Below are 24,343 nucleotides of genomic sequence, written 5' to 3'. Positions count from 1 at the left end.
TGGTTGTCTTTCCGGGTAATGCCAGGAACCCCGGCCGGTATTGCCTACAAGCCGAAATTGCTGGTAAAAGGTGAAAAAATGCAGATCGCGGGTGCGGTGGGCGATCCCGCCCGGCTCGTTATCTTACAACATTACAACCGATTGAAGATTATGCGCTACCTGTTCGTCCTCCTTTTTCTCTTCCTGTATACCGGTCACGCCGCAGCGCAATCCGCTCCCGAAGCGCTCGATCGCGGGCTCGTGGCCGTGCGCGCCGCGGAGGGGACGGCATTTGTGAGCTGGCGGGTACTGGATACCGATCCCGCCGACGTTGCCTTCCACCTGTACCGTGAAACCGACGGCACGCACACCCGACTGAACGATGCCCCGTTGACCGCCGGCACCAATTTTCAGGACCAAACCGCCGACTTTTCCCTGGAAAACCGGTATACCGTTGAGGTAATATCCCCCGCCAGCGAAACCGGCGCAACGGGTACCTATACCCTGGCTGCGGGTACCCCGGTCCGCAACTACCTCACTGTACCCCTGCAGACGCCGGAGGGCTTCCACCCGAACGACGCATCGGTCGGTGACCTCGACGGCGACGGGCAGTACGAGATCGTGGTACACCAGGTCGGGCTGGGCCACGATAACAGCCACTCCGGCATGACCACCGCCCCCGTGCTTGAGGCCTACGAACTGGACGGTACCCTGCTCTGGCGCATCGACCTGGGCCGTAACATCCGTGAGGGGGCCCACTACACCCAGTTCATCGTGTACGATCTCGACGGCGACGGCCGCGCCGAGGTGGCCTGTAAAACCGCCGACGGCACCACCGACGGAGCCGGGACGGTTATCGGCGACCCGGACGCGAACTACGTAAACGACGGCGGGTACATCCTGGCCGGTCCGGAATATCTCACCGTATTCGACGGGCGTACCGGTGCGGCCCTCAGTACGGTTGACTATACCCCGCCCCGCCACCCCGACACCGACCACCCCACCACCCAGCAGCTCAAGGAACTGTGGGGCGACGGCTACGGTAACCGCATGGACCGTTTCCTGGCCTCGGTCGCCTACCTGGACGGGGAGCGCCCCAGCCTGATCATGGCCCGCGGGTATTATACCCGTACGGTGGTAGCGGCGTATGATTTCCGCGACGGCGCGCTCACACCGCGCTGGACGTTCGACAGTAACGACGGTAACGAAGCCTACGCCGGACAGGGCAACCACAGCATGAGCGTGGCGGATGTCGACGAAGACGGCCGGCAGGAGATTATCTACGGCGCCATGGTTCTGGAGGACGACGGCACCGGCCTCCACACTACGGGCCTCGGCCACGGCGACGCGCTACACGTGTCCGATCTCGACCCTACGCGGCCCGGCCTGGAGATCTTCGATATCCAGGAACGCTTCGACGATGCCGGCGCCCACTTCCGCGACGCCCGCACCGGCGAGATTCTCTGGAAGAAGCCCTCCGTAAAGGCGGGCGACGACGGGGAAGGACCCGGCCGTGGCCTGTCTGCCGATATCGATCCCCGCTATGCCGGTAACGAGCAGTGGGTACGGGGCGCCAACATCCGGGGCCTGTTCAGCGCCACGGGCGAACTGATCACGGAAGCTACTCCTAACACCTGCAACTTCGCGGTGTGGTGGGACGGTGACCTGCTCCGCGAATTGCTGAGCGGCAACGCCATCACCAAGTGGGACTGGGAGAACGAACGCGTCGATACCCTGCTGCTCGCGGAGGGGGCAACCTCCAACAACGGAACCAAAGCCACCCCTGCGCTGAGTGCCGACCTCTTTGGCGACTGGCGCGAGGAGGTGATCCTTCGCAGCGAGGACAACCAGGAGCTACGGATCTACACGACCACCATCCCCACCGAGCACCGCTTCATCACGCTGATGCAGAACCTGGCGTACCGGGTGGCGATCGCCTGGCAGAACGTAGCGTATAATCAACCGCCGCATCCCGACTTCTTCATCGGGGCGGATATGGACCAACTCCCCAGGAAGTAGGGTCCCGTGGTGTAGGCACTATCCCAATGCGCGACGGACGGAGGCGCGTACCACTTCCACCGTAACGGCGTAGGCCAGGTGGCCGAGGAACTCGTTGCGGGGATAGGCTACGGGCTTGATCTCGTCGGGCGGTGGTTCGAGCTGGAAGGCGGGCAGTACCGAGGCGTGGGTGCCCAGCCAAAGTGCCACGCCGAAGGGCAGGCCCGCCGCCGCCCCCGTTGCGGGATAGGCCTCCACGAGGGTACCGTAGGACGCGCCTACGGTGGTGCCGAAGGTCCAGTGGATGACGGTTTCCGCCTCCTCCTTCTCGTCTTCGGAGAGGTGGTCGTCGGTAGCGCGCTGCGCCATCTTGGCGGGCGGGGAATCGGTCTGTTCGTCACGCACCGGGAACTGCTTTTCCCAGAGGGTTTTCACGTAGGTTCCGGCTATACCGGCGATGAGGCCGGCGGCAGCTCCCTTAATCAGGTCCATGGCGTTGGTTTTACTGATGGCGTAACCCCGGTACGAGGCTCCGCGTTCGGTGGCCGGGCTAGGGCTACCGCCGTTAGATTTATCTTAATGACTATGGATCCCCTTACTAAAATTCGCGCCTGCCTGGCAATGGTCATGCTCGGCCTCTTTCTGGCCGGCGTCACCGCTTTTCCTCTCCTCGCTGAACTCAATCTGCTTAGCCGCTGGCTCGTGGGGGCTGACGCGCCACTAGATCCGGAAGCGTACGACGGCGTGGTCTGTTGGATACTGACCGTGCGCGCCGGTCTGGAAACCACTTACGCGGCCTACCCGTGGATTGCCTACGGCACCGACTGGCTCGCCTTCGGCCACCTGATGATCCTACTGTTCTTTCTGCTGCCTTACCAGGAGCCCGTGCGGTACGTGGGGGTTCTATGGGTAGGCATCTGGGCTTCGCTGCTGGTCTTCCCGCTGGCCTTCATTTGTGGTCCGCTGCGGGAAATTCCGTGGTACTGGCAACTGATCGACTGCTCGTTCGGTGTCATCTGTATCCTTCCACTCTGGATCGCCATCCGGGAGACCCGCAAGCTCCCGCAACCGCCGTGGTGATGGTTATTCTCCGGCCAGCGGTGAGATCATGATGTGCGCCCGGTGGGTACCCGGGTCCATGATCCAGGGGTGATTGGGTGCGACTGGCGATTCCGGCAGGCCGGTGGAGGCGGCGGTGGCGTAGGGTACGTACACCACGTAGCGGTAGGTAGCCCCGGGTACTTCGCCGGTGGCCGGGTCGTAGCGGGCTTCCTTCCCCGAAAGTACGTGGAGGGTGGAACCGGTATCGCCCATTTTTAGGCTGCCGTCGCTCACTTCCCGTTCGCGCATCGCGTCGATTTCCGGGGGCGTCTTGCCCTCCGCCCTGAGTGCCCGCCCCCGGGCCATGAAGGGTTCCAGGCTCTGGTGGTAGCAGGCGGCACTGAAACCTTCCTTGTTGGGGTCATCGGCCAGGCATACGAATTCGTTGTCGCCCTCCGCGAGCGTCACCAGTTCTCCGGCGGCGTTGTAACCGATCACCCGGGTCCCGGCGCGACTGGCTTCGGGGGCGGCCATGCGTGCGGTGGCGATGCGGGCCTCGTCGGAGTCGATTGCGGCGAGGTCGGTGCGGCTATCCGCGGTGGCGGAAGTTTGCTCCGCGGGAGAGGCTTCAGGGGGCGGGGGCGGGGTTTCGGAGTCGCACGCGGTCAGCAGGAGTGCCGGTAGCAGGAGGTATGCGGTCAGTTTCATCGGGTGCGTTTACGATTGAAAGTAGGGAAAAAGAAGTTGTCCCCACTGTATGCGCACTGAAGCGCTTGCCGGCTACCAACACCCGGGGCCTGAAAACCGTGCAGGGACTACCTTATTTGATCGGGGACGGCCGTGGGGCGCGGCGGCCGAAAGTGCCGGCCGGTGGCGGCAAGCGTGCGTATCTTACCAAAAACCCTACCAAATCGTGCGTGCCTTCTCCTGCCTCATTTTTTGTCTTCTATGTTGCCTCACGCTGTCGGCTCAGGGCGCTTACAGTGTCAAAGAAAGCCTCTTCCTGCCCCTGGGGGCCGAGGGGGCCGGAGCCAAGGTCTACCTGAAGCTCCCCCTGGAGACCGGAAAGCAGGTGGTTACGGAGATCGACTTTTCGGCGGTGCCCGACGCCCGCCCCCTCGCCGGGGGTACCCGGGAGTACCGGTGGGACGTGACCGCCACCAGCCCGGATAGTCTGGCTTTTACCTACCGCGTACGTACGGTACCGGTACCGGTCTGGAATTCAGACAGCCTGCGGCAGGGGCGGCACTCCATCACCTGGCCCGCCGGCCCCGCCCCGGCCGATCCGTACGTGCTGCCCCCGCTGGTGCGGGCGGACGTGGAGCGGACCGAGTTCTCCTCCCTCGACCCTGCCGACACGACGGCCGCCGACGTCGACCGGATCATCCGCCGACTGGACCGCCGCGTCAAGACCGTCAACTCCCTGGAGGATTTTGACTACTCCCAGCCCCTGCTCAAGGATGTATTCGACCGGCGCACGACCCCGCGCCGCAAGCACCTTTTGCTCTCCCTGGCTCTGCAATACCTCACGATACCCCACCGGGTGGTATCCGGCAAGGTGCTCAGCTATGGTGAAGTACGGGAAAACGAACTCTGGGTGGAAGTGCCGGTAAACGGAAACTACCGGCGCGTCTACTACGGCGACGGGATCGACCGCAGCGCCTGGGGAGCGCCCGATGACCCGGACCAGTTCCTGGCCTGTAGCTACGACTGGCGCGACTTCACCCTGGAGGTGATACCCGCCGCCGGCGAGCCTCCGGTGGCCACCACGTTTGCGGGTACCGTCTCTAACGTGGTAGTGGACCTGTGGATAGCAAAGGACAAGGCCCTGGAGCGTTCCCGGTACGCCGAGGCGGTCCGGCTACTCGATTCTGCCCTGCTGTACCTCCCCGAAAGTGAGGTGATCATTGCCGAGATCGGGCTGGTATATACACGGGCCGGACGGCCGGAGGACGGTATCCGTTTCCTGCAGCAGGCCATGAAGCTGGCGGAATCCCCCGCGGAGCGGAGCGTTACCCTCCTGCAATTTGCCCGCTATTATTCCCTGCAAAAGGATGCGGAAAAGGCGTACCGCGCCATAGTAGGGGCTGAGAAGCTGGCTCCGATCGATGTTTATTCGCTCATCTACAACGATCCCAGTTTTGCCTATCTGGTCCGGCAGGGCCGTGTACGGGATATGATTTACCGGTACCGGCGGACGACCGGGTCGGGGCAGTGATCAGTCCAGCAGGTCTACCTTGCCGGTGTGCAGGTTGTAGTAGGCCGGGACGATCTTGACCTTGCCTGCCTCCACGGCGTTGCGGATGATGCTGCTCCGCTCCTTTAGTTGGGCGGCGGAAAGCCGGGCGTTCTCCTTGACCACCTCGTTGACGGATACGCCGTCCGGGCATTTGGCGATGGCGGGGACGATCTGGGCCACCAAGTGATTCAGGTTGTAGCCATTGTCGCCTCCCTGCAGGGCGGCCGTCACGGCACCGCAGCTTTCGTGGCCCATCACGACGATCACGGGGGTACCGATGTGCGCTACGGCGTACTCGATGCTGGCGATGGAGGAGGTATTGGCTACGTTACCGGCTACGCGGACCACGAACAGTTCACCCAGGCCCGTGTCGAAGGCCAGCTCCGGTACGACGCGGCTGTCCGCGCAGCTGAGGACGATGGCATAGGGCTCCTGGCCGGAAGTAAGCTCTCCGCGGCGGGCCGAGTTCTGGAGCTTTCCGTCGAGTTTATCGTCGACGAAGCGGGCGTTGCCGTTTTGGAGGCGGGAGAGTACCTGATCGATGGTCATAGTAGGGGAGATTTGCGGAGTTGGTTACGCTGAAGGTAATGGCTCGCTACCCTAAGATGTTTATTGGCTTCCGTAGGTTCATTGCCCCTGCGCCCCGCCGCCGAAGGAAGTGCCGCCTGCCTATTCCATGTCGGGTACCTCGGCACTGGCCCGGTCCGTGATCGGATCGGGGGAGCTGGCTTTCCGGTTGATCAGCGTACGCAGCTCCGGAAGCAGTTCGCGGGTGAATTTCTCTGCACCCGGCGTATTGAGGTGGTAGCGGTCGCGGAAGTTGGCACTGTCCGACCAGGCCGGATCGTCGAGATCGTAGGTGAGGATGGGTACGTCCGGTCCGGCCATCTCCCGCATACGCGCCAGGAAGCCATTGGACATTTCCTTATACGAGGGCGGTACGACGTAGATGAGCTGGATGTTGTTGTCGGAACAGATCTCCTGGAACGTGGCGAAGGCCTCCTTTTTCTCCGCCAGTTCCACCTGTCGGTCGTAGGGCGGACGGCCGTAGACGTACTCCCAGGTGCTGTTCCAGGGGGCTACGGCGGTTTCGGAGCCGTACTCGGCCACCATGGCGTTGGGGCGGGGCGGCGTGCGGAGGTCGAAGGCCGCCTTGGAGAGCTGGTGAACTACGAGGACCTTCGAAAGCCACCGGTTCTTTTTACCGCGGCGGTACAGCTCCTCCCGTACTTCCTCGTATTCGACGAGCGGATAGAGGGCGTCGTAGCGGAACTGGTTGGGCTCATTGAATCCGAGCTCGAAGTCGTCGTCGAGCAGGCGGATGATGACCTGTGGCGGCTCGCAGTGGCGTACCACCTCCTGGAGCAGGAAGGTCTGAAACTCGACTTCGGCCCCCCCGTAGGAGAGGTTAAAGGCGTCCAGGCCCAGGCTGTCTTCCAGCATGGGCAGGGAGACGTCGCGCTGACCACGCGAACTGCCGAAGATCAGCAGGTCCTTGTTGATCTCACCCTCCAAAATTTGACTCAGGCGCGGATCGCTGGCGTGCCGCGCGGCCTCGGCGCGTAGCAGAAGAAAGCCTTTGTCCACCACGAATACAATGAGCGCCAGAAGGCCCAGCTTCAGTAGAAAGTGTTTCATGGCTAGAATTGAAAATAGATGAACTGTTGCTCGCCACCGGAGAATATGATAACGACGAAAATGATGCCGACGTAGACCGACCAACGCAGCGCACGGACGGGTACCCGGGCACCGAAGCCATCCAGGGCGTGCTCACGCCGGCGCGCCACCCACTCCCACAGGAAGAGCAGCCCCATGAAGGGTACGAACAGCAGGTTGAGGGGCTTCAGGGTTTGGAATCCGAAGGGTTCGGAGAGGCCCCCGCCAAACATGTGACCGATGTAGCTCATCGCATGGGTGAGGTTCTCGGCCCGGAAGAAGATCCAGGCGAAAGTCACCAGCGCGAACGTGAGCGCGATCTTGAGGGCCTCGGAGAGGGAAGGGAACCAGCGATCCTCGGCTACGGTATCGGTGTGGTTGCGGTTAAGGTCGAACAGCAGCAGCGGCAGGTAGAAGCAGGCGTGAAGGAAGCCCCAGATCACGAAGGTCCAGTTGGCGCCGTGCCAGAATCCGCTTACGAGGAAGATGATAAAGATGTTGCGGACCGTCCTCCCCTTCGAGCCCCGGCTGCCCCCCAGCGGGAAGTACAGGTAATCCCGGAACCAGGTGGAAAGGGAGATGTGCCAGCGCCGCCAAAACTCCGCGATGTCGCGGGAGAAGTAGGGGAAGTCGAAGTTTTTCATCAGGTCAAAGCCGAACAGGCGCGCCGTGCCGATAGCGATGTCGGTATAGCCCGAGAAGTCGCCGTAGATCTGTACCGCGAAGAAGACCGCCCCCAGTGCCAGGGTGGCCGAGTTGTAGCTTTCGTAGTTGGTAAAGATGTCGTTGGCCAGTACCGCGCAGCTGTCGGCGATGACCACCTTCTTGAAAAGCCCGACAAGTATTTGCCGGCACCCGTCGGTGGCAAAACGCTCGTTGAAGGTGCGCGGGTGGTAGAACTGCGGGAGCAGGTTATTGGCCCGTTCGATCGGTCCGGCTACCAGTTGGGGGAAAAAGCTTACGAAGGCGGAGAAATCGATGAAATTCCGCGTCGCTTCCAGCTTGCGGCGGTATACGTCGATCGTGTAGCTCAGGGTCTGGAACGTGTAGAAGCTGATGCCTACCGGCAGTACGATGGCTAGCGGACGGGCGTCGACCGGGCTTCCGAAAAAAGTGAAGGCATTGACGAAGCTGTCGACGAAGAAGTTGTAATATTTGAAGAAACCAAGCATCCCCAGGTTAATGACCAGGCTGATGGTCAGTAGCACCCTGCGCGGTCCCGGGCCTTCCGTGTGCGCGAGCCGTCGGCCCACCAGGTAGTCTACACAGGTGCTGAAGAAGATCAGGCTCAGGAAGCGCCAGTCCCACCATCCGTAGAAGATGTAACTGGCAACGGCGATTAGCAGGTTTTGCGCCCGGTAGTGTCTGCCGAGGACAAACCAGTAGAGGACGAAGACGATAGGAAGGAAAATTCCAAAATCCAACGAGTTGAAAAGCACGGCCTGAAATTGAAGGCATTAACGGGGTGAGTGTCGTGGGTCAGGTGCTTGAAATGGCTGGTATATACGTACCGGGATCGACGGTCCGGCGGAGACTGGCACATACGGGAACGGTCGCCTCCCAAACGGCGGTCTCAAAGGAAATCGTGTGTAGAGGCCGGCAAGATGCTGCTTGCGGGCCCTGGGTCTCAGTTGATAAATTTCAAGAAGGCAGCGGTAAAAAAAGGTACCGCTAAACGCTTAGGTAGTAGGATTACATCTCATAGGAATACGTGACGAAGGTACGGAGAAGCCGAACGGGGAGTTGTCATCCGCACGAATAAAACGAAAAAACCCCGCCGACCGGTTGGTCGACGGGGCTTTTCCGGGGGTAGGACCGGATCTACTGCTTACGCAGTTTCACAAGCATCCGTCCCTCGGCGGTGGTGGCAATCGCCAGGTACATTCCGGTGCGCAGCTGGCCCATGGGCAGGGCAAACTGTTCGGTACCGGGCCGGTATTCGGCAACCTGGCGTCCGGCGGCGTCGTAGACGACCAGCGACTCCATCCGGGAGGGCGCGGTGATGCGTACCCGGTCGGCGACGGGGTTCGGGAAGGCCCCGAGGGTGCCGACGATCGGTTCGCGTACGGCCGTGGTGGCGGCCTGGTAGAAGTATACGTTGTCGATGTACACCGTACCGGTACCGGTAGGCAGGCCGGCGAAGATCAGCTGGCTGATGTCGTCCGTGTTGATCCCCTGGAAGTCGCTGATGGGAATGTCAAGACTATTCCAGGTATTCGGCTGGACGAAGTAGGTCAGTTCGAATTCGGTATCGTTGCCTTCCCCGGGACCGTCGTTGCCGAAGTCGACCAGTTTGACGCGGAGGCTATCCATGTTGGCACTCCAGAAATCGACGTGGAAGAAGTCGTAGTTGGTAATGTCAATGGCAGCCTCGCCCATCATCTCGATGCCTACATAGTCAAGCAGGGAGTACACCTTGACCGCGTTGCCGTCAACGGAGCTTTCCATGTACTGCGCCTTGCTCCACTCGGTGCGCCAGGTATCCACGTCAACGTCGTCGTATGCGTCGCTGAAGAGCGAAAGCACGCTGTCGGCCGACATAGTGGGGGTCGGGGCGGCCATCTCGGGAGCCATGGGCTCATTGCCGCCGCCGCCTCCGCCGGTGGTTCCGCCGGCGAAGATGACGTCGTCCCAGTAGTAGGTAGCATCCGCCGTGGGCCGGGTGCCGAAGTCGAAGAAGATACTCATCTTGTCGTACACCGCATCCAGGTTCAGCGCGGCCGTACCGTCGGCTTCGTTGGCAAAGTCGAAGGAGAGGGTTTCCCACTCCATCGCCACGGTGGTGTTGGTCTGGGTTTCCACGCTCACGGTGGGGTCACCACTGTTCTCCACCTTCAGGCGGACGGGCGTGCCGGCGGTGGGCGACCAGACGCGAACCGTCACGATGGTGTTCTCGTCCGTGAAGTTCAGCGGGGTGGCGAAGCCGGGGTCCCGCGGCGAGCCGCCCTTGTCCAGGGTCAGGGTGGTACCGGCAAAGGTTTCGGCGTTGGCGATCTTGGTGGTCTGGGCCACGGTATTGTCGGCGTCGGTCGGGTCGACCACGATCTGGGAAACGGCACCGCCGAAGTCGGACAGGCCGTAGGTGGTCGTTTCGTCCTCAAAGGTCACCGGCAGGTCGAGCGGGGTTGCGCCGATGGTTTCGCCGCCGCTGTAGAAGTAGATATTGTCGAGGTAGACAGTAGCTTCCGTGTTCGGCACGGTAGAAACGATCAGCTGACTGATGTTGGTGTAGTTCATGTCCGTGAACAGGCCGATGGGCAGGTCCACGCCGACCCACTCACCCTTGGGTAGGGCACGGCCGACTTCGGATTCGGTGTTGTCCGTTTGTGGTTCGTAGGTGCCGCCCGCACCGAAATCGACCAATTTGAAGAGGAACAGGTTGACGTTGGGTGAATAGTAATCGAAGTGGAGGGTCGTGATATTGGCGGCTTCCAGGTCGAGCGCGTTCTCACCGATCATTTCGATGCCGGCGTAGCCCAGTCCTTCGTAGACCAGGACGCTGTTGCCGTCGAAGGTCATCTCGGATTGCGTGCCCACGGTAAATTCCGCGTCGTAGGTATCGATACCGGTGTCCTCGTAGGTATCGCTGTAGATGGAAATGACCTCCCCGGCGGGCCGGGTAGGGGCCATGGGGGCGGTGGTGGGTGCCTGGGCTCCGGCCGCGGCCGCGCTGAGACAGAAGAAAAGCAGGTAAAGGTTGCGCATGTGTATCGAGTTTAAAGCGGTAAGGAAAGGACGTCGGGTAGACCGCACGGCGGCACCGACGAATACTTTGGAAGTATCTGGTTAGAAGTAACGTATAATGGCGGTACGTGTGCTAAGCCCCTACTATTCAGGAGCGTAAACCCGCACGTAATCGATAATATATTCCTGCGGGAAGATGCTGTCGTCCACCTCCGGGCCGCCGAAGTTGCCCCCGATGGCCAGGTTTAGAAGGATGTAGAAGGGCTGGTCAAAGGGCCATACGGCCTCGCTCCGGTCCTCCGGCGCGAAAGTGTACACGAGTTGGTCGTCCACGAAGAAGGTGATCTCCTCGGCGGTCCACTCCGCGGCGAAGCGGTGAAAGCCCTCCTCGATGTCGTTGAAGCGCGTCTTCTGCGAGCTGGCGTTGTCGCCGTGGTTGGCTGCGGTGTGCAGGGTGGTGTACACCATATCCGGCTCCCGCCCCACGTACTCCAGGATATCGATCTCGCCGCAGAGGGGCCAGCCGACCTCGGTGATGTTCTCGCCCAGCATCCAGAAGGCGGGCCAGATGCCCTGGCCTACCGGGACCTTCGCACGGGCCTCGATCCGTCCGTACTTGAACTGTTTCGTGCCCTGGGTGGTGATGCGGGTGGAGCTGTAGTCATCACCGTCCTTGCGGGCGGTGATGATCAGGTTGCCGTCCTCCAGCCGGTGGTTATCGCGGGTGTACACCTGCCGCTCGTTGTTGCCCCAGCCACAGATGTCCGGGCAGCCGTCGCCGAGCTCGTAGTTCCAAACCGTGGTGTCGAGCTGGTCGCCGTTGAATTCATCCGACCAGACGAGCGTCCGTCCGTTACCCCCCGGCTGTCCCGGCTGCCCCGGCTGTCCGTCCTGGCCCAGCTGAATGGTGCAGGCCGCGAGCAGGGGAAGAAAAAATAGGATGCGGAAATTAGACATGGTGGATCGGCTTATTGGTAGACGCGGACGTAGTCCACCTCCATCGTCGATGCGGAGAAGTTGGGGTCGATCGTTCCGCCCAGGGTGCCGCCCACGGCTACGTTGAAGATGAGGAAGAAGTCGTGGTTGAAGGGGATGCCGGCGTTATTGTTGAAGGTGTGGTAGAGTTCGTCGTCTACGTAGAACCGGATCGTATTCTCGCTCCAGATGGTCGTGAACAGGTGGAAGTCTTCCTCCACGCCCTCTACCGTCGTGCTCTCGGTCACGGCGTTGCCACCGTTGTTGCCCGGGAAGTGCAGGGCGGAGAGGATTCGGTCGGGGTCGTTACCTACGTGTTCCATCATATCGATCTCGCCGCAGGCGGGCCAGCCGACCTCGTCGAAGTTGGCACCCAGCATCCAGAGGGCCGGCCAGGTACCGCCGCCACTGGGCAGGTTGGCGCGGATCTCGATCCGTCCGTAGGTGAACTCGAACTTATCCATGGTGACGATCCGCCCCGAGGTGAAGTCCGAGCCACTAAAATTCTCGCGCTGGGCGGTGATCTTCAGCAGGCCGTCGGCCACGCTCACGTTCTCCGGGCGGTCGGTGTAGTTCTGCGCCTCGTTGTTACCCCAGCCGTCGGTACCGGTACCGGTGTCGTAGCTCCAGGAGGCGGCGTCCAGGGCGTCGCCGTCGAATTCGTCCGACCACACCAGGTTCTCGAATTCCGGCTCCTCGGTACCACCGCCGCCGCCGCCCTGCACGGGCTTCTCGGAGGTGAAGATGTGGTACCAGGCCAGGGCGTTGTTGCCACCCATTACGACCCGTACGACCAGGCGATTCTCGGTCAGCGACAGGATTTCGTAGGTTGAGTTACCGACGTAGTAGCTCATGAAACCGCCCTCCGTGAAGTTCAGCAGGGTACCCCGCGTCTGGCCGGGTATGTCATTAGCCATCACCACCGACTCGGAAGGGGACAGCGACACCAGCTGGGCGTCCTCCTGTACTTCGTACTCCAGGCAGGCATCCTCCCCGCCCGACCCGCCGGCGACGCCGAGGAAGTCGACGTTGAAGAAGGTGGAACCGAAGTTATTCAGTTCGTAGTACAGATCGTCGCCCTGGCGGCTGAAGATTAACTCGTCTTCGTACATGCAGGGGTTGCCTACTTTTTCGAAAGGCGCGGCCTGATAGTAGTTGGCGAAGTAGTTGGCCTCGGCGTTACCGTCGTTCTGTCCTACGCCCAGGTGGCCGGGCTCGTCGGCGGCCCAGTACCAGGTCTTGGTGCCATCGCCGGTGAGGAGGGTTAGAGCCTCGTTGTCGCTAAAGCTGCTTTCCACCCTTACCTCCGTACTGCCGGTGGTGGCGATACCGGCGGTTCCGGAGGCCACTACCGTTACCTGGTAGGTATTTATCCCCACCTGGGTGAACCGCTTGGTGAGCCGTCCGCTCGGCGCGACTTCCTCGGTGCCGTCGCTGAAGATGTACTTGTAGGTAATGGCGTTGTCGGCGGTAGCTACGAAGGTTACCATTCCGCTACCGTCGCCATCCGGGGTATCGGCGGTTTGCCCGGCTACGTTGGTTTCGATCTGTAGGTTACTTGGGGCCGTGAGGTCGCCGAAAGCGTATTCTTCCTGTCCGCAGGCGACCAGCGTCAGACCGAACAGCAGGAGTAAATAGTGAAATTTCATGATCGTAATTTTCTTAGTGAGATGGCTGCTCTTCGCGGCGGAGCGCAGGAGCAGCGGCCATCGGAATAGGCGGTGGGAGCTGGTTAGGGCACTTGAGTGATGTCGTCGAAGTAGTAGGTCGTACCGGTGCCGGCGTTACCGAAGTTGAAGAAGACACCGACCTTGCTGTAGTCGCGGGTCAGGTCCGGATCGGCTTCCGCCCCCGCATAATCGAAGGTCAGCGTTTCCCAGGCATTGGCGACGGTCGTATTCTCCGTCATTTCGATGAAGATGTCCCCGTCGGAACCGTTCTCCACTTTGAGCATCACGGGGATGCCGGCTGCCGGTGACCATACCTTCATGGATAGTTTCTGTCGGGTGGTAAAGTCGATGGGCGTGGGAAACTCGGTAACCGCGCCGGCCCAGGTTTGCGAGCCTTCCTCCTTAAAGAATTCCCCCACGCGGGCGCTCATATTTTCGCCGCTGACGTCCGGGTTGTCGATGATGGCTACCGCTGCGCCGCCGAAGGCGGAAAGGGCGTAGTCTACCTCCTCCGATTCAAAGCCGACGGGCAGCTCGTTCACGGCTTCCCCGCCAACGCCAACCTGGGCGATGTCATCGAAGTAGTACGTCGCGCCGGTACCGGGATTGCCGAAGTTGAAAAAGACGGCAATTTTGCTGTACGCACGCATCAGGTCCGGATCGGCCTCGGCGCCGCTGTATGTAAAGGTGAGGGTCTCCCAGGCATTCGCAACGGTCGTATTTTCCGTCACTTCGATAAAGATTTGCCCGTCGGTGCCATTTTCCACTTTAAGCATCACGGGGATACCGACGGCCGGCGACCATACCTTCATCGATAGCTGGGTAGAGGCTGCGAAGTCGATGTTTTCCGGCAGGCTGATGGCCACGCCGCCCCAGGTTTGGGCGCCCTCGGTCTTGATGACCTGGCCGACCTTCGCGCTGGTATTATTTCCGGTTGCGTCCGGATTATCGATAAGTTCGAAGGTGGCTCCGCCGAATTCTTCCCAGTTGTAGATCAGGTCGGAGGATTCCAGGGTTATCGGTAGGCTGATCTGCGGGCCGAGATCGGCCATCATGACGTCGTCAAAGTAGTAATCGGCACCCGTGCCGGCATTTCCGATATCGAAGAACACGACCACTTTGCTGTATTCCCGCGTCAGGTCGTCCTCACTAAAGTCGAAAATGACTTCCTCCCACTGGTTTGCTACCGAGGTATAGATGGTATCGTCGACGAAGATGGCACCGTCTCCGGCATTTTCCAGTTTCAGGGTTACGGGGGTACCGACCTGCGGAGCCCAAACCTTCATACTCATACGCTGCGCCTGGCTGAAGTCGATGGGGTCGCCGATTTCGACGAAGGCACCCGCCCACACTTCCGATCCGTCTTGCTTATTGAGCTTGACCACGCGGGCACTGGTGTTGTTGTCATTCGGAGCCGGATTGGCAACCACCCCGGCGGTCGCCCCGCCGAAGTTGGTGAAGGTGTATTCCCGGCTGGCATCCTCGAAGGTCAGGGGCAGGTACAGCGGATTGGTGATATTCACCTCAATCGTATCGCTCATCGTTGCGGCGCCACCGCTTCGGGCCTCCACGATCAGTTCGTAGGTCCCCGTGCTTCCGTATTCGTGGCTGACCGTCTCCCCTTCCTGGAAGGAGGTAGGCTCCGCGTCGGGGTCTTCCCCGAAGTAAGCCAGGAAGTTAGTTTCCAGGTCCGCCGTAGCGGTCACGTCGATGGAAAGCGGATTTCCAGCCGTAGGGGTCACGGTAACGTCCAGGTTCTCCGGGGCCAGGAAGCTGACCGTCAGTTCCTCGGTGTAGGTGGTGGTCTCCCCGTTGATGTTCATCGCTTCCAGGGTGACGGTATAGTTGCCCTCGTCGTACACGTGGGTGATGGTCTCTCCCGGAGCGAGATTGCCGGAAGCTGCGCCCCCGTCACCGAAGTCCACGGAGAAGGCCGTCACGGCCTGGCCGCCGGGGCGTACCGTCACGGTGCCGGTATTGTCGCCCGTGATCTGGAAATCCAGCGATAGGTCGCTGGGCAGCGCGGCCTTGTCGAGGGCGGGGAGCAGAAGCTCGTCCTCACAGCTGCCAAACAGCACCGCCAGGAGGATCAGGAAGGAAAAATGCGTCAGTTTCATAACTCGGTTTGAAGCTGCCCGCTTGCACATCGGAGGTCGGGGACATCCGATGTGCAAGCGGCGGATGGATCAATAATTAGGGTTCTGCTCCCAGTTGCCGTTGGAGAACTGGATTTCCTGGAAGGGGATGGGAAATACCTCGTTCTTTCCGGCCTGGAAGCCGTCGATGGCGGTGGCGGCGCGGCCGGTCCGCACGAGGTCGAAGAAGCGATGGCCTTCACCTACCAACTCGCGGCGGCGCTCGGCCAGGATGAAATCGCGCAGGGCGTCGCCCGAAGCGTTGATGTCGTGGTCTTCGTCGTTGAAGGCCCGGCGGCGCACCTGGTTGAGGTACTCGCGGGCCTGCTCGTCCTGTCCGAGGGCGTTCAGCGCCTCGGCGGCCATGAGCAGTACGTCTGCGTAGCGGATCGCGCGGTAGTTGTTGGGGTTGGTCAGGTTCTGGTCGCCGATATTGGAGTCTCCCTTACGGGCCAGGTACTTGCGGTTGTAGTAGCCGGTGTGCTCGTAGCCGATGCCGTAGGTGGCGCCGGTCTCGTCGGCCCAGGCCTCGATGTCGAGGATGGAGGCGTCGCGGCGGCTGTCGCCGGGCTCGAAGGCGTCGTAAGCTTCCTGCACCGGTACGTTGAAGCTGAAGCCGCCGTCAAATACGGGGCCGCTGTAGTTGCGGATGCCGTTGAAGCCTACGGCGATGTTGCCCTCGCTGCACTGTAGGCAGCCGAAACCGGCGCCCTCGGCGTCGCTGTACTGTACTTCAAAGACCGATCCGGGGCCGTTCTCGCCCGCGACTTCGAAGATGCCGGCGAAGTCGTCGGATAATTCGTAATTGCCCGAGTTAATGACGGCCTGCAGCGTTTGCGCGGCGGCGGCGTAGTCTTCGGCGTAGAGGTAAGCCTTGCCCAGAAGGGCCTGGGCCGCTCCCTTCGACACGCGGCCCACCTGGGGGGCGGTAACGGCCAGGTCGGGAATGGCGGCCTGCAGGTCGGCCTCGATGTAGGCGTACACGTCGGCTACCGGCGAGCGGGGGACGCTCGTCTCGTCGCCCAGTACGAAGCGGCCCTCGGGCTTGATGGGGATCGGGCCGAACCACTTCACCAGCTCGAAATTGTAGTAGGCGCGCAGGAAGCGGGCCTCGGCCAGAATCTGGGCCTTGCCTTCGAAGTCGAGCTTATCCTGGAACTCCAGGATGTAGGAGGCGCGGCTAACGCCGGCAAACATCCAGTCCCAGATATTATCCACCTGGTCGTTGACGGGCGTGTGGATCATATCGTCTACCTGCTGGAAGCCGATGACGTCGTTGGCGCTTTCTCCCCCGGCCAGGGTGTTGTCCGAGGCGATCTCGCCCAGCAGTACGTTGAGGTAGGTGGGCTGCAGCAGGTCGTAGGCTCCGATCAGGGCGTTCTCGTAATCGGCCGGTGCGTTGAAGTAGTTCTCCGAGTCGATGGAGTACACGGGGTCCCGGCCGATGAATTCGTCCTCACAGGCGGTGAAGGTGAGCAGCAGCGCGGCCCACAGGAAAAATTTGGCTTGCGTGGTGTGCATGATCATGATGATTAAAGGCTGAGGTTGGCGCCGATGAGGAAAGAGCGGGCGATGGGGTAGAAGCCGAAGTCGATGCCGCTCCCGATCGGGGCGCCCGAGGAGGCGGCGGGGTCGTAGCCGAGGTAGTCCGTGGCGGTCAGCAGGTTATTGCCGCTGAAGTAAAGCCGCAGGCTGCGGTCCGACCGGTCGCCGAAGGTGAGGGGCAGGGTGTAGCCGAGCGTAACGGTCTGCAGCCGCAGGAAGGAGCCGTCCTCGACGTAAAAGTCCGAGAATACCCGGTTCGTGGTGGCGGCGGTGGTCACGCGCGGTACTTCGTTGGTGCTCCCGGCGCCGGTCCAGCGCTGGAGGTAGTAGTCGAGACGGTTCACGTCGCTGAGGGCCCGCTCGTAGTTGCGGACGATCTCGTTGCCGAGGCTGGCGAAGGCGTAGGCGGTGAAGTCGAAGCGGCGGAAGGATACCTGGGCGTTGAACCCCATGGTCACGTCGGCGATGGGGTCACCGAGGTAGGTACGGTCGTCGGGGGTAATGACGCCGTCGCCGTTGGTGTCCACGTAGCGCAGGTCGCCGGGCTGGGCGGCGGCGCCGAGGGCCAGTTGCGAGGGCGCGCCCTCCAGGTCGGCGGCGCTCTGGAAGATACCGTCGGTCTTATAGCCGTAGAAGTAGCCAATGGGGCGGCCCACCTGCATGCGCGAGGGAGCCAGCTGGCCCACGCCAAAGCCGCCGCCCTCGATGAAGCCGGTGCCGTTATTGACCTCCAGCACCTCGTTGTCGAGGGTGGTAAAGTTGTAGCTCAGGTTCAGGCGCCAGTCGCTGTTGAAGCGCTGCCGGTAGTTCAGGGCCAGTTCGAGGCCGCGGTTGCGTACGGCACCGGCGTTGACGGTCGGGGCCGCGCTGCCGGGGGCGGCGGTACCGACGATCCCCGACACGGGGATGTTGCTGATCAGCAGGTTGTCACGGGTATTGATGAAGTAGTCGGCCGTGACGGACAGCTTGTAGTCCAGCAGGTTCAGGTCGAAGCCGGCGTTGAATTTTTTGGCCTCCTCCCACTGCAGGGCGGGGTTAGGCAGGGCACCGATGGCCACGCCGTTGACCAGCACGCCGTCGTAGACGTAGGTGGCCTCGCCGCTGAGCGTTCCGATGTAGCCGTTGTTCAGGATCTGGTCGTTACCGAGAATACCGTAGCTGATCCGCAGTTTCAGCAGGTCGATGGGGTTATTCTCGGGAAGTACGTTCTCGTCGAGGAGGATGACCCCGGCCGTGAAGGAGGGGAACAGCGCCGCCCGGTTCTGGGGGCCGAACTTCGTGGAGGCGTCCCGGCGCAGCATGGCCGTGGCAAAGTACCGCTCGGCGTAGTTGTACTGCACCCGGCCGAAGAAACTCAGCCGCCGCTCATCGTAGGAGTAGGAGCTCACGTCGCGGGCACCCGCGGGGCTGGTGCCGGTCGCCAGGCTGATGTCGGCAAAGGCAAAGTCGTTGTTCGGAACGTCGTAGCCGGTAGCGAAGAGGCCGTTACCCAGCTCGCGGAAGACCGTCGTGCCGGCCGTGGCCGTGAGGTTGTGGTTACCCCCGAATTGCTTGTCGTAGGTACCGTAGAAGTCGAAGGTGTAGTTGTTGTCGTTGATGCCGTTCTGGTTGACGCTGCTGCGCGTCACGTCGAATACCTTGCCTCCGTAGCTGATCTGCGGATTGAAGTTCCGGCTCTCGCTGTTGGAAGTGTTGAAGCCCACGCGGCCGGTCAGGGTGAAGGCGTCTACGACGTTCCAGTCCAGGGTGGCCTGGCCGTTGAGCTTGTTCAGGACGTAGTCGTTGTAGGTGTTCGCAATCTGGGCGGCGGGGTTGATCACCTCAATACCCAGGCCGGGGGTGTTGGGCACCAGGCTGAAGTCGCCGTCCGCGTTGCGGACCGGCAGGGTCGGGGGGGCGTTCAGGGCGTTGAAGAGCACCGAGCCCAGGCCGTTCTCGCTGAGGGAGCGCCGGTTGATGTTGGTGTAAATGACGTTGGTGCTGAGTTTCAGCCGCGAGGCGAGATCGATGCCAAGCGATATGCGGCCGGTGGCCCGCTGGAAATCGGAGCGGTCTCCGCCCACGATGCCTTCCTGGTCGAGGTAGGACCCGCCAAGGGAGTAGGTGATCCGGTCACTTCCCCCGGATGCGGTGATGTCATGGTTCATGATGGGCGCGTTGCCGAATACCTGATCCTGGTAACTGGTGCCGCCGCCCAGGTTCGTCGCATCAGGGTAGGGTAGGGGCTGTCCGCCGGCGGCGTAGGTCTCGTTCAGGAGCAGGGCATATTCGGTGGCGTTCAGCAGGTCGAGGGAGCGGGAGGTTTCCTGGGTGCCCACGTAGGTGTTGTAGCTGAGTCGGGTGGCCTGGTTCTTTTTGCCCGTTTTGGTCGTGATAAGTACAACGCCGTTGGCACCCACGGTACCGTATACGGCGGCCTGGGCATCCTTCAGTACGGTGATCGTCTCGATATCGGAGGGGTTCAGCGTACTCAGGTCGCCCTGGTAGCCGTCGATGATCACCAGCGGCGCATTCTGTCCGTTTGTGCTCACCCCGCGGATACGGATGTTGAGCCCCGCACCGGGGGCACCCGACTGGGTGGTGACGTTTACGCCCGCCACGGTGCCCTGCAGGGCCTGCTCGACCTTCTGGGGCTTGAGGTCGGTGATGGTCTCGGCGTCGACGGTCGATACGGCACCGGTCACGCTGCGCTTCTGCTGGGTACCGTAGCCGATCACCACTACCTCGTCGAGTGCCTGTACGTCACCGCCCAGGGCGATGGTCAGGGGCGTGGCGTCGTTGACGGTCACGGTAGTGGGCTGGTAACCGGTATAGGTGATGCGCAGGTCGGTACCGGCCGTAATGTCCGGCAGGGAGAAGGTGCCGTCGAGGTCGGTGACCGTTCCCCGCACACCGTCGCCGCCGGTGGGGTCTACCACGATCACGCTAGCCCCGATCAGGGGGTCGCCGTTGTCGGCGTCCGTGATGGTGCCGGTGGCGGTGAAGGTCTGGGCGGCGAGGCCCAGGCTTGCCGCGCAGAGTGCGCAGCAGAGAAAGAAAAATCTTTGCATGAGACGATAAGGTTAGGCCAGCTTCGGTATCGGCCAACCGGCCACCGATGCGGAATAATTGCTTGCTTCACAAAGCTACCGGTGTAGGGGGGCGGTAAGCGAATTTCCTACCCCTACAAAAACTACTCGCTGGCAAAACGCCAGCGATTACGGCTGGTTCAGCGATATACCGTCGGGCAGCCGACCCCGGCTGTAGGGTCGTGTAGGGCGGTTGTATGGGTGATGTTGTGGTGCCGTGAGCCCGCATGGTGGCCCGCTCCGGGCCGTTCACCGCACCCGCGCGCCGCCGGCTGCAGAAATCGGGCCGTTCAGATCTCCAGGATGTATTCCGTGAGCCCCTGCTCCCGGTCCAGGCCCATCTTTTTGCGCAGGCGATACCGCTTCACCTCCACGCTGCGGGGGGAGATATTCAGCATCGGAGCGATCTCCTTGGACGACAGGTTGAGCCGGAGATAGGCGCAGAGTTTCAGGTCGTTCGGGGTCAGCTCGGGATGACGGTCCTTGACCTTTTTGAAGAAGGCACTGTCCGCGTTTTCAAACGCGTCGCGGAACAACGACCAAGTTTCCGCTTCGTCGATGTTGCGGTCGATCGTCTTCACTACTTCCCGGATGTTCCGCTTGGGATCCTGACCGGCCAGCAGGTCGTCCTTTATCTGCTGCAGGAGCTCGTTCTTCTTCACCAGGTTCATGGTCGACAGGGCCGCCTCGCGGTTCTTGGCGTCGATCTCCTCCCGCAGCCGTTCGTTGTTCAGGCGCGTTACCTCCAGCTCGGTTTCTCGCTGGCGTACGGCGAGGGTACGCTGCGCCTCGGCCCGCAGCACCCGCTGTTTGCGGCGGTAGTAGTTTGTGTAGGCCCGGTGCAGGAGGTAGATCAACCCGCCGGTGGCCAGCAGGTAGAGGAACAGCGCGGTGTAGGTAGCGTACCACGGCCGGCCCACGGTCAGGGGATAGGATATCGTGTTTTCCGAGCCCCGCCGCCCGAGTTCCGAGCGTATTTCCAGCGTGTACTTGCCGTAGGGCAGGCCGGGAAAGGCGAAGGTGGTCTCGGTGGTCCAGTCGCTCCAGCTCTCCGACAACCCCAGCATACGGTACTGATACCGCGGCCGGAAGAACTGGCTGTAGTCGGGTACGGCGACCGTGAACGTCAGGTTGTGGTAGGCATAGGGGATGTCTCCGCCCGCGGTCAGCGGCAGGGTACGGACGGTATCCTGTCCTCCACGGGCCGTTGCCCCCGTCAGGTAGAGCTCGTGCAGCTGCAGGGGTATGGCCGTCCGGGCCAGGGTCAGGTAGCCGTCGGCCGTACCGATGAGCAGGGTGTCCTGGCCCACCACCGTGAGGTTCTCAAAACCGGAGGGGGCATTGATGTTGCCCGCCGCTACCGGCACCGCGGTTCGTGTCAGGCCCTCCCGCAACGCACCCTGGTGAAGGTATCCGATCCCGTCCCGGGTAAAGAACCAGAGCCGGTCCTCGGTAGCCGTGAGGCGGCCGGACCGGTAGTCGCCCGCGGGCAGGTCCGCACTCAGCGCGTCGTCGCGCACGAAGCCCGTCTGGAAGTCACGCAGGACGAACAGCCCCTCGCGGGAGTAGTAATAGACGCTGTCGCGAAAAGCCACCAGCCCGGCATTTTTCCCCTTTGCCGGGTTGTCGTAGGCTACCTGCTTGATCGTGCGGCGGTAGTCCGCATCCAGCCGCAGGCCGTACACGCCCCGGTACTCGTGGCTGACGTAGGCCTCGCGGCCCGCCCGCAGGACCAGGTACCGGGCCGACAGGTCGAAGCCCTCGACGATGTTTCGCAGCTGCCACCCGTCGGTGGTCCGCTCGAGTACCGAAAGGCCCCGGTAATTGCCCTGCAGCAACAGTTCGGGCCGACCCGGTACCTCCTGGAAGGTCCAGGTGCCCGGCACCGACGCGATCCGTTCGGCCCGCTCCCCCGCGACGCGGAAAGTGCCCGAGTCGTGCCCGCAAAAAAGCTCCCCGGCGTAGGTGAAGAGCGACCACACCTGCCCCCGCGTTTCCGGCAGGAGCGTAAGGGAGCCGTCGTCCCGGCGCACGAACAGGCCCTGGTTGCTGCCTAGGTACAGCCGGCCGTCGTGGCGGGCGGCGGCGTAGACGGTACCGAGCTGGCCGGTGCGGTCGGTGTACTTCCGGATGGGGGACGCCAGGTTGATGCAGTTGAGGCCGTTGTCGGATCCTGCCCAGATGTTGCTCTGCGCGTCCTGGAACAGCGAGAGCACGGTATTATTGGTCAGGCCGTTGACCTGGTCGAGGTGGTAGACCAGCCGGCCCCCGGCATCGGTCAGGTACACTCCGTTCGAAATGGTGCCGAAGGCGTGGCCCCCGCGCTGCAGCGTTACAGCGCTGTAAATGCGTTTGCCCGCCAGGAAGTCGGGCCCGGATACGGGTTCCGCCCGTCCGTCCACTGCGGCCAGGGTGCCGTTGGAGTCGGTTTGCAGCAGCAGGCGGTCCGCGGCGGCCCACAGGTGGACGATGGCGCCGGGTACGGCGCCGGGGGGCAGGAGGGTCCGGATGTTGCCGCCCTCGACGGTGTATAGCCCGTGGGCGGCATCGGTGAAGTAAAGGCCGCCATCCACCGCGAAGGTTTTCGTGATCCCTCCGGGAGGACGGAGCAGAGTCGTTTCGCCAGTCTCCGGCTGGTAAAGAAAAAATTGCTGCAGCGACTGAAACAGGACGGCCCCGGCGTAGGGGATGATGTCCCAAAATTGCTCGTCGGGCAGCACGCGGCCGCCCAGGTCGCCGGTCAGGGAGTGATAGGCCAGGCGTCCGTCCTTCTGGCGGTCCCAGTAGCCGAAGTCCATATAGCTGCCGGTGTAAATTCGTCCGTCGACGGCGCGTACCGAGCGGAGAATGGATTCGTTGGGGGAGCGGTAGCGGCTCCACTGGGCTCCGTTGTACTCGAGCAGTCCTTCGTTGTTGGCGACGTAGATGAAGCCCGCTTCATCCTGGCTTACCATCCAGTTCTGATTGCCGGCGTCGTACACTTCGGGGGGGAAGGGGGTCACGGGGGGCAACTCCTGGGCGGCGGCGCGCAGGTGCAGGGCAAACAGCAAAAGGAAAAACAATTGGTAACGCATGTCTCTAAAGCAAACGACGAAAGTTACGTCAGCGATACGCGGGGCACCTGGCGCCGGGGGTCACGGCAGGAGATCGGTCAGGTCGTGGGCAACGATCGTTTTTCCGGCCTGCCGGGCGTAGTAATCCAGGTGGTCGTGCTGATAGTCTTCCGGGGGTATGAGGTGGTACTGCTTCCCGTTCACCTCGAAGGTATGATCTCCCGTACCGGGACGGATGACGGCGGAAAATTCCGGATTGACGAGACGCCGGAAGACGAGCCCGTCCGTTTGCCGTTCCACGACGTGCGGCCACCGCGGGATGGCCCGTACTTCCTTGAGCATGGGCAGCGATCGGGAAACGCGGATGGCCAGGTTCCAAAGCTGGCTCTCGCTCAGGCAGGGGGCGCCCTGGTTGTCCACCTCCTGGATGATCACGGAGAGGAGCTTGTCTCTCTCCTGGTAGGCATGGGTGACCCGGATACCGTGACTTTCGAGCTCCTCAATTGCGTTCCGGAGAGCCCGGCGGTGTTGCCAGGGAATAGTATCGTCCATTGCGTGGGGGTCGGCAGGTTAGGAGATGTCCGTTGTGTGTCGCAGAGCCGAGACTCACTCCTGTCCAGCGGTACCGGTGGACAACGCAACTGGAAGATAGGTAATACCGAAGTATTCTGATATAGTAGAATAAATTATGTTCATCGTGTGAATCGTGCCCGGCAGGGGGTCGCATGCCCGGGCGGTCTCATCTGCCGACAGGTCCCGGCGTATTTCTCCCCGGTCAGCGCAGCACAACGGCGGGTGCAGGTGCACTACCCGCGCCGACTCCCTACCTTAGCAAGCGCTAATGACCATCGCGTACCACCACGACCGCACGCCGTCCGCCGGGGAGATCATCGACCTGTTCCGCAGCGCCGGGCTCAACCGTCCGGTAGACGACCCCGACCGCATCCGGGCGATGTACGCCGGGTCGGACCTGGTGGTGTCCGCCTGGGAAGCGGGGCGACTGGTAGGTATCAGCCGCTCGCTGACCGACTGGCATTGGAATTGTTACCTGGCGGACCTTGCGGTGCATCCCGACTACCAGCACCGGGGCATCGGCCGCGCCCTTATCGAGCGTACGGCCGAGCGGCTCGGGGGCCGCGTGATGATCCACCTGATCGCCGCGCCCAGCGCGGTCGACTACTACGAAAAGGTCGGCTTCCTTCCGCGGCCCGCCTGCTTCTTCCGGGAGCGGACGGCGTAGGCAACCCGTTGACGTCCGGTCAGCGGGCACGATCGCTTGGCAGATTTGCTACACTGATCG

17 protein-coding genes are annotated in these 24,343 nt (G+C 62.2%); 4 read left to right on the top strand and 13 right to left on the bottom strand.

Annotation, left to right across the window (positions count from 1 at the left end; translation table 11 throughout):
- Positions 1-150 precede the first annotated feature (150 nt).
- A complete protein-coding gene (locus tag DQG19_RS07055; RefSeq protein WP_116125536.1) occupies positions 151-1,998 on the top strand; it encodes a rhamnogalacturonan lyase in 1,848 nt (615 codons plus the stop codon).
- 18 nt (positions 1,999-2,016) lie between these two features.
- Here the strand turns inward: DQG19_RS07055 and DQG19_RS07050 are convergent, their stop codons facing one another.
- Positions 2,017-2,469 (bottom strand): DUF1440 domain-containing protein, encoded by a 453-nt coding sequence (locus DQG19_RS07050; RefSeq protein WP_116125535.1) that lies wholly within the window; start codon positions 2,467-2,469, stop codon positions 2,017-2,019.
- A 93-nt stretch (positions 2,470-2,562) separates the two neighbouring features.
- Between DQG19_RS07050 and DQG19_RS07045 the strand changes: the two genes are divergently transcribed.
- Entirely contained in the window at positions 2,563-3,057 is a 495-nt protein-coding gene (locus DQG19_RS07045) for a hypothetical protein (RefSeq protein WP_116125534.1), read from the top strand.
- 3 nt (positions 3,058-3,060) lie between these two features.
- On the opposite strand, the gene DQG19_RS07040 is transcribed toward DQG19_RS07045, so the two are convergent.
- Complete coding sequence (locus DQG19_RS07040) at positions 3,061-3,726, bottom strand: hypothetical protein (protein ID WP_116125533.1); 666 nt, start codon at positions 3,724-3,726, stop codon at positions 3,061-3,063.
- Positions 3,727-3,931: 205 nt separating this feature from the next.
- Between DQG19_RS07040 and DQG19_RS07035 the strand changes: the two genes are divergently transcribed.
- Positions 3,932-5,236 carry a tetratricopeptide repeat protein gene (locus DQG19_RS07035; RefSeq protein WP_116125532.1) on the top strand — a complete coding sequence of 435 codons (1,305 nt, stop codon included), beginning with the start codon at positions 3,932-3,934 and terminating at the stop codon, positions 5,234-5,236.
- Here the strand turns inward: DQG19_RS07035 and DQG19_RS07030 are convergent, their stop codons facing one another.
- From DQG19_RS07030 to DQG19_RS06980, 11 genes are all read right to left on the bottom strand, one after another.
- Positions 5,237-5,806, bottom strand: a complete 570-nt coding sequence (locus tag DQG19_RS07030; RefSeq protein ID WP_116125531.1) for a carbonic anhydrase — start codon at positions 5,804-5,806, stop codon at positions 5,237-5,239.
- A 120-nt stretch (positions 5,807-5,926) separates the two neighbouring features.
- Positions 5,927-6,895 carry a hypothetical protein gene (locus DQG19_RS07025; RefSeq protein ID WP_116125530.1) on the bottom strand — a complete coding sequence of 323 codons (969 nt, stop codon included), beginning with the start codon at positions 6,893-6,895 and terminating at the stop codon, positions 5,927-5,929.
- 2 nt (positions 6,896-6,897) lie between these two features.
- Positions 6,898-8,352, bottom strand: a complete 1,455-nt coding sequence (locus tag DQG19_RS07020) for an MBOAT family O-acyltransferase (RefSeq protein WP_116125529.1) — start codon at positions 8,350-8,352, stop codon at positions 6,898-6,900.
- A 382-nt stretch (positions 8,353-8,734) separates the two neighbouring features.
- Complete coding sequence (locus DQG19_RS07015; protein ID WP_116125528.1) at positions 8,735-10,618, bottom strand: T9SS type A sorting domain-containing protein; 1,884 nt, start codon at positions 10,616-10,618, stop codon at positions 8,735-8,737.
- A 123-nt stretch (positions 10,619-10,741) separates the two neighbouring features.
- Positions 10,742-11,554, bottom strand: coding sequence for a family 16 glycosylhydrolase (locus tag DQG19_RS07010; protein ID WP_116125527.1), 813 nt, complete (start codon positions 11,552-11,554; stop codon positions 10,742-10,744).
- An 11-nt stretch (positions 11,555-11,565) separates the two neighbouring features.
- Positions 11,566-13,221: a family 16 glycosylhydrolase gene (locus tag DQG19_RS07005; RefSeq protein ID WP_116125526.1), complete on the bottom strand. Its 1,656-nt coding sequence runs from the start codon at positions 13,219-13,221 to the stop codon at positions 11,566-11,568.
- A gap of 83 nt (positions 13,222-13,304) precedes the next feature.
- The gene (locus DQG19_RS07000; RefSeq protein WP_116125525.1) at positions 13,305-15,359 is read right to left on the bottom strand and encodes a PKD domain-containing protein; all 2,055 of its coding nucleotides are present in this window, start codon (positions 15,357-15,359) and stop codon (positions 13,305-13,307) included.
- Between the two features lie 69 nt (positions 15,360-15,428).
- Complete coding sequence (locus DQG19_RS06995) at positions 15,429-16,898, bottom strand: RagB/SusD family nutrient uptake outer membrane protein (protein ID WP_116125644.1); 1,470 nt, start codon at positions 16,896-16,898, stop codon at positions 15,429-15,431.
- Positions 16,899-16,909: 11 nt separating this feature from the next.
- Positions 16,910-19,972, bottom strand: coding sequence for a SusC/RagA family TonB-linked outer membrane protein (locus DQG19_RS06990; RefSeq protein WP_116125524.1), 3,063 nt, complete (start codon positions 19,970-19,972; stop codon positions 16,910-16,912).
- Positions 19,973-20,280: 308 nt separating this feature from the next.
- Entirely contained in the window at positions 20,281-23,064 is a 2,784-nt protein-coding gene (locus DQG19_RS06985; protein ID WP_116125523.1) for a triple tyrosine motif-containing protein, read from the bottom strand.
- A gap of 60 nt (positions 23,065-23,124) precedes the next feature.
- Positions 23,125-23,595, bottom strand: coding sequence for a hypothetical protein (locus DQG19_RS06980; protein ID WP_116125522.1), 471 nt, complete (start codon positions 23,593-23,595; stop codon positions 23,125-23,127).
- A 289-nt stretch (positions 23,596-23,884) separates the two neighbouring features.
- Between DQG19_RS06980 and DQG19_RS06975 the strand changes: the two genes are divergently transcribed.
- Positions 23,885-24,283: a GNAT family N-acetyltransferase gene (locus DQG19_RS06975; protein WP_116125521.1), complete on the top strand. Its 399-nt coding sequence runs from the start codon at positions 23,885-23,887 to the stop codon at positions 24,281-24,283.
- The last annotated feature ends 60 nt before the right edge of the window (positions 24,284-24,343 follow it).

Source organism: Lewinella sp. IMCC34183 (genome assembly GCF_003390915.1).
Taxonomy (GTDB): Bacteria; Bacteroidota; Bacteroidia; order Chitinophagales; family Saprospiraceae; genus Neolewinella.
Note: the sequence above shows the minus strand (reverse complement) of the source record. Positions and strands in the feature narration are given on the sequence as shown.

Coding starts and splice junctions, on each gene's coding strand:
- DQG19_RS07030 (WP_116125531.1), bottom strand. CDS start 5,806: ATGACCATCGATCAGGTACTCTCCCGCCTCCAAAACGGCAACGCCCGC.
- DQG19_RS07050 (WP_116125535.1), bottom strand. CDS start 2,469: ATGGACCTGATTAAGGGAGCTGCCGCCGGCCTCATCGCCGGTATAGCC.
- DQG19_RS07015 (WP_116125528.1), bottom strand. CDS start 10,618: ATGCGCAACCTTTACCTGCTTTTCTTCTGTCTCAGCGCGGCCGCGGCC.
- DQG19_RS07000 (WP_116125525.1), bottom strand. CDS start 15,359: ATGAAACTGACGCATTTTTCCTTCCTGATCCTCCTGGCGGTGCTGTTT.
- DQG19_RS06990 (WP_116125524.1), bottom strand. CDS start 19,972: ATGCAAAGATTTTTCTTTCTCTGCTGCGCACTCTGCGCGGCAAGCCTG.
- DQG19_RS07055 (WP_116125536.1), top strand. CDS start 151: ATGCGCTACCTGTTCGTCCTCCTTTTTCTCTTCCTGTATACCGGTCAC.
- DQG19_RS07005 (WP_116125526.1), bottom strand. CDS start 13,221: ATGAAATTTCACTATTTACTCCTGCTGTTCGGTCTGACGCTGGTCGCC.
- DQG19_RS07040 (WP_116125533.1), bottom strand. CDS start 3,726: ATGAAACTGACCGCATACCTCCTGCTACCGGCACTCCTGCTGACCGCG.
- DQG19_RS06980 (WP_116125522.1), bottom strand. CDS start 23,595: ATGGACGATACTATTCCCTGGCAACACCGCCGGGCTCTCCGGAACGCA.
- DQG19_RS06985 (WP_116125523.1), bottom strand. CDS start 23,064: ATGCGTTACCAATTGTTTTTCCTTTTGCTGTTTGCCCTGCACCTGCGC.
- DQG19_RS07025 (WP_116125530.1), bottom strand. CDS start 6,895: ATGAAACACTTTCTACTGAAGCTGGGCCTTCTGGCGCTCATTGTATTC.
- DQG19_RS07045 (WP_116125534.1), top strand. CDS start 2,563: ATGGATCCCCTTACTAAAATTCGCGCCTGCCTGGCAATGGTCATGCTC.
- DQG19_RS06975 (WP_116125521.1), top strand. CDS start 23,885: ATGACCATCGCGTACCACCACGACCGCACGCCGTCCGCCGGGGAGATC.
- DQG19_RS06995 (WP_116125644.1), bottom strand. CDS start 16,898: ATGCACACCACGCAAGCCAAATTTTTCCTGTGGGCCGCGCTGCTGCTC.
- DQG19_RS07010 (WP_116125527.1), bottom strand. CDS start 11,554: ATGTCTAATTTCCGCATCCTATTTTTTCTTCCCCTGCTCGCGGCCTGC.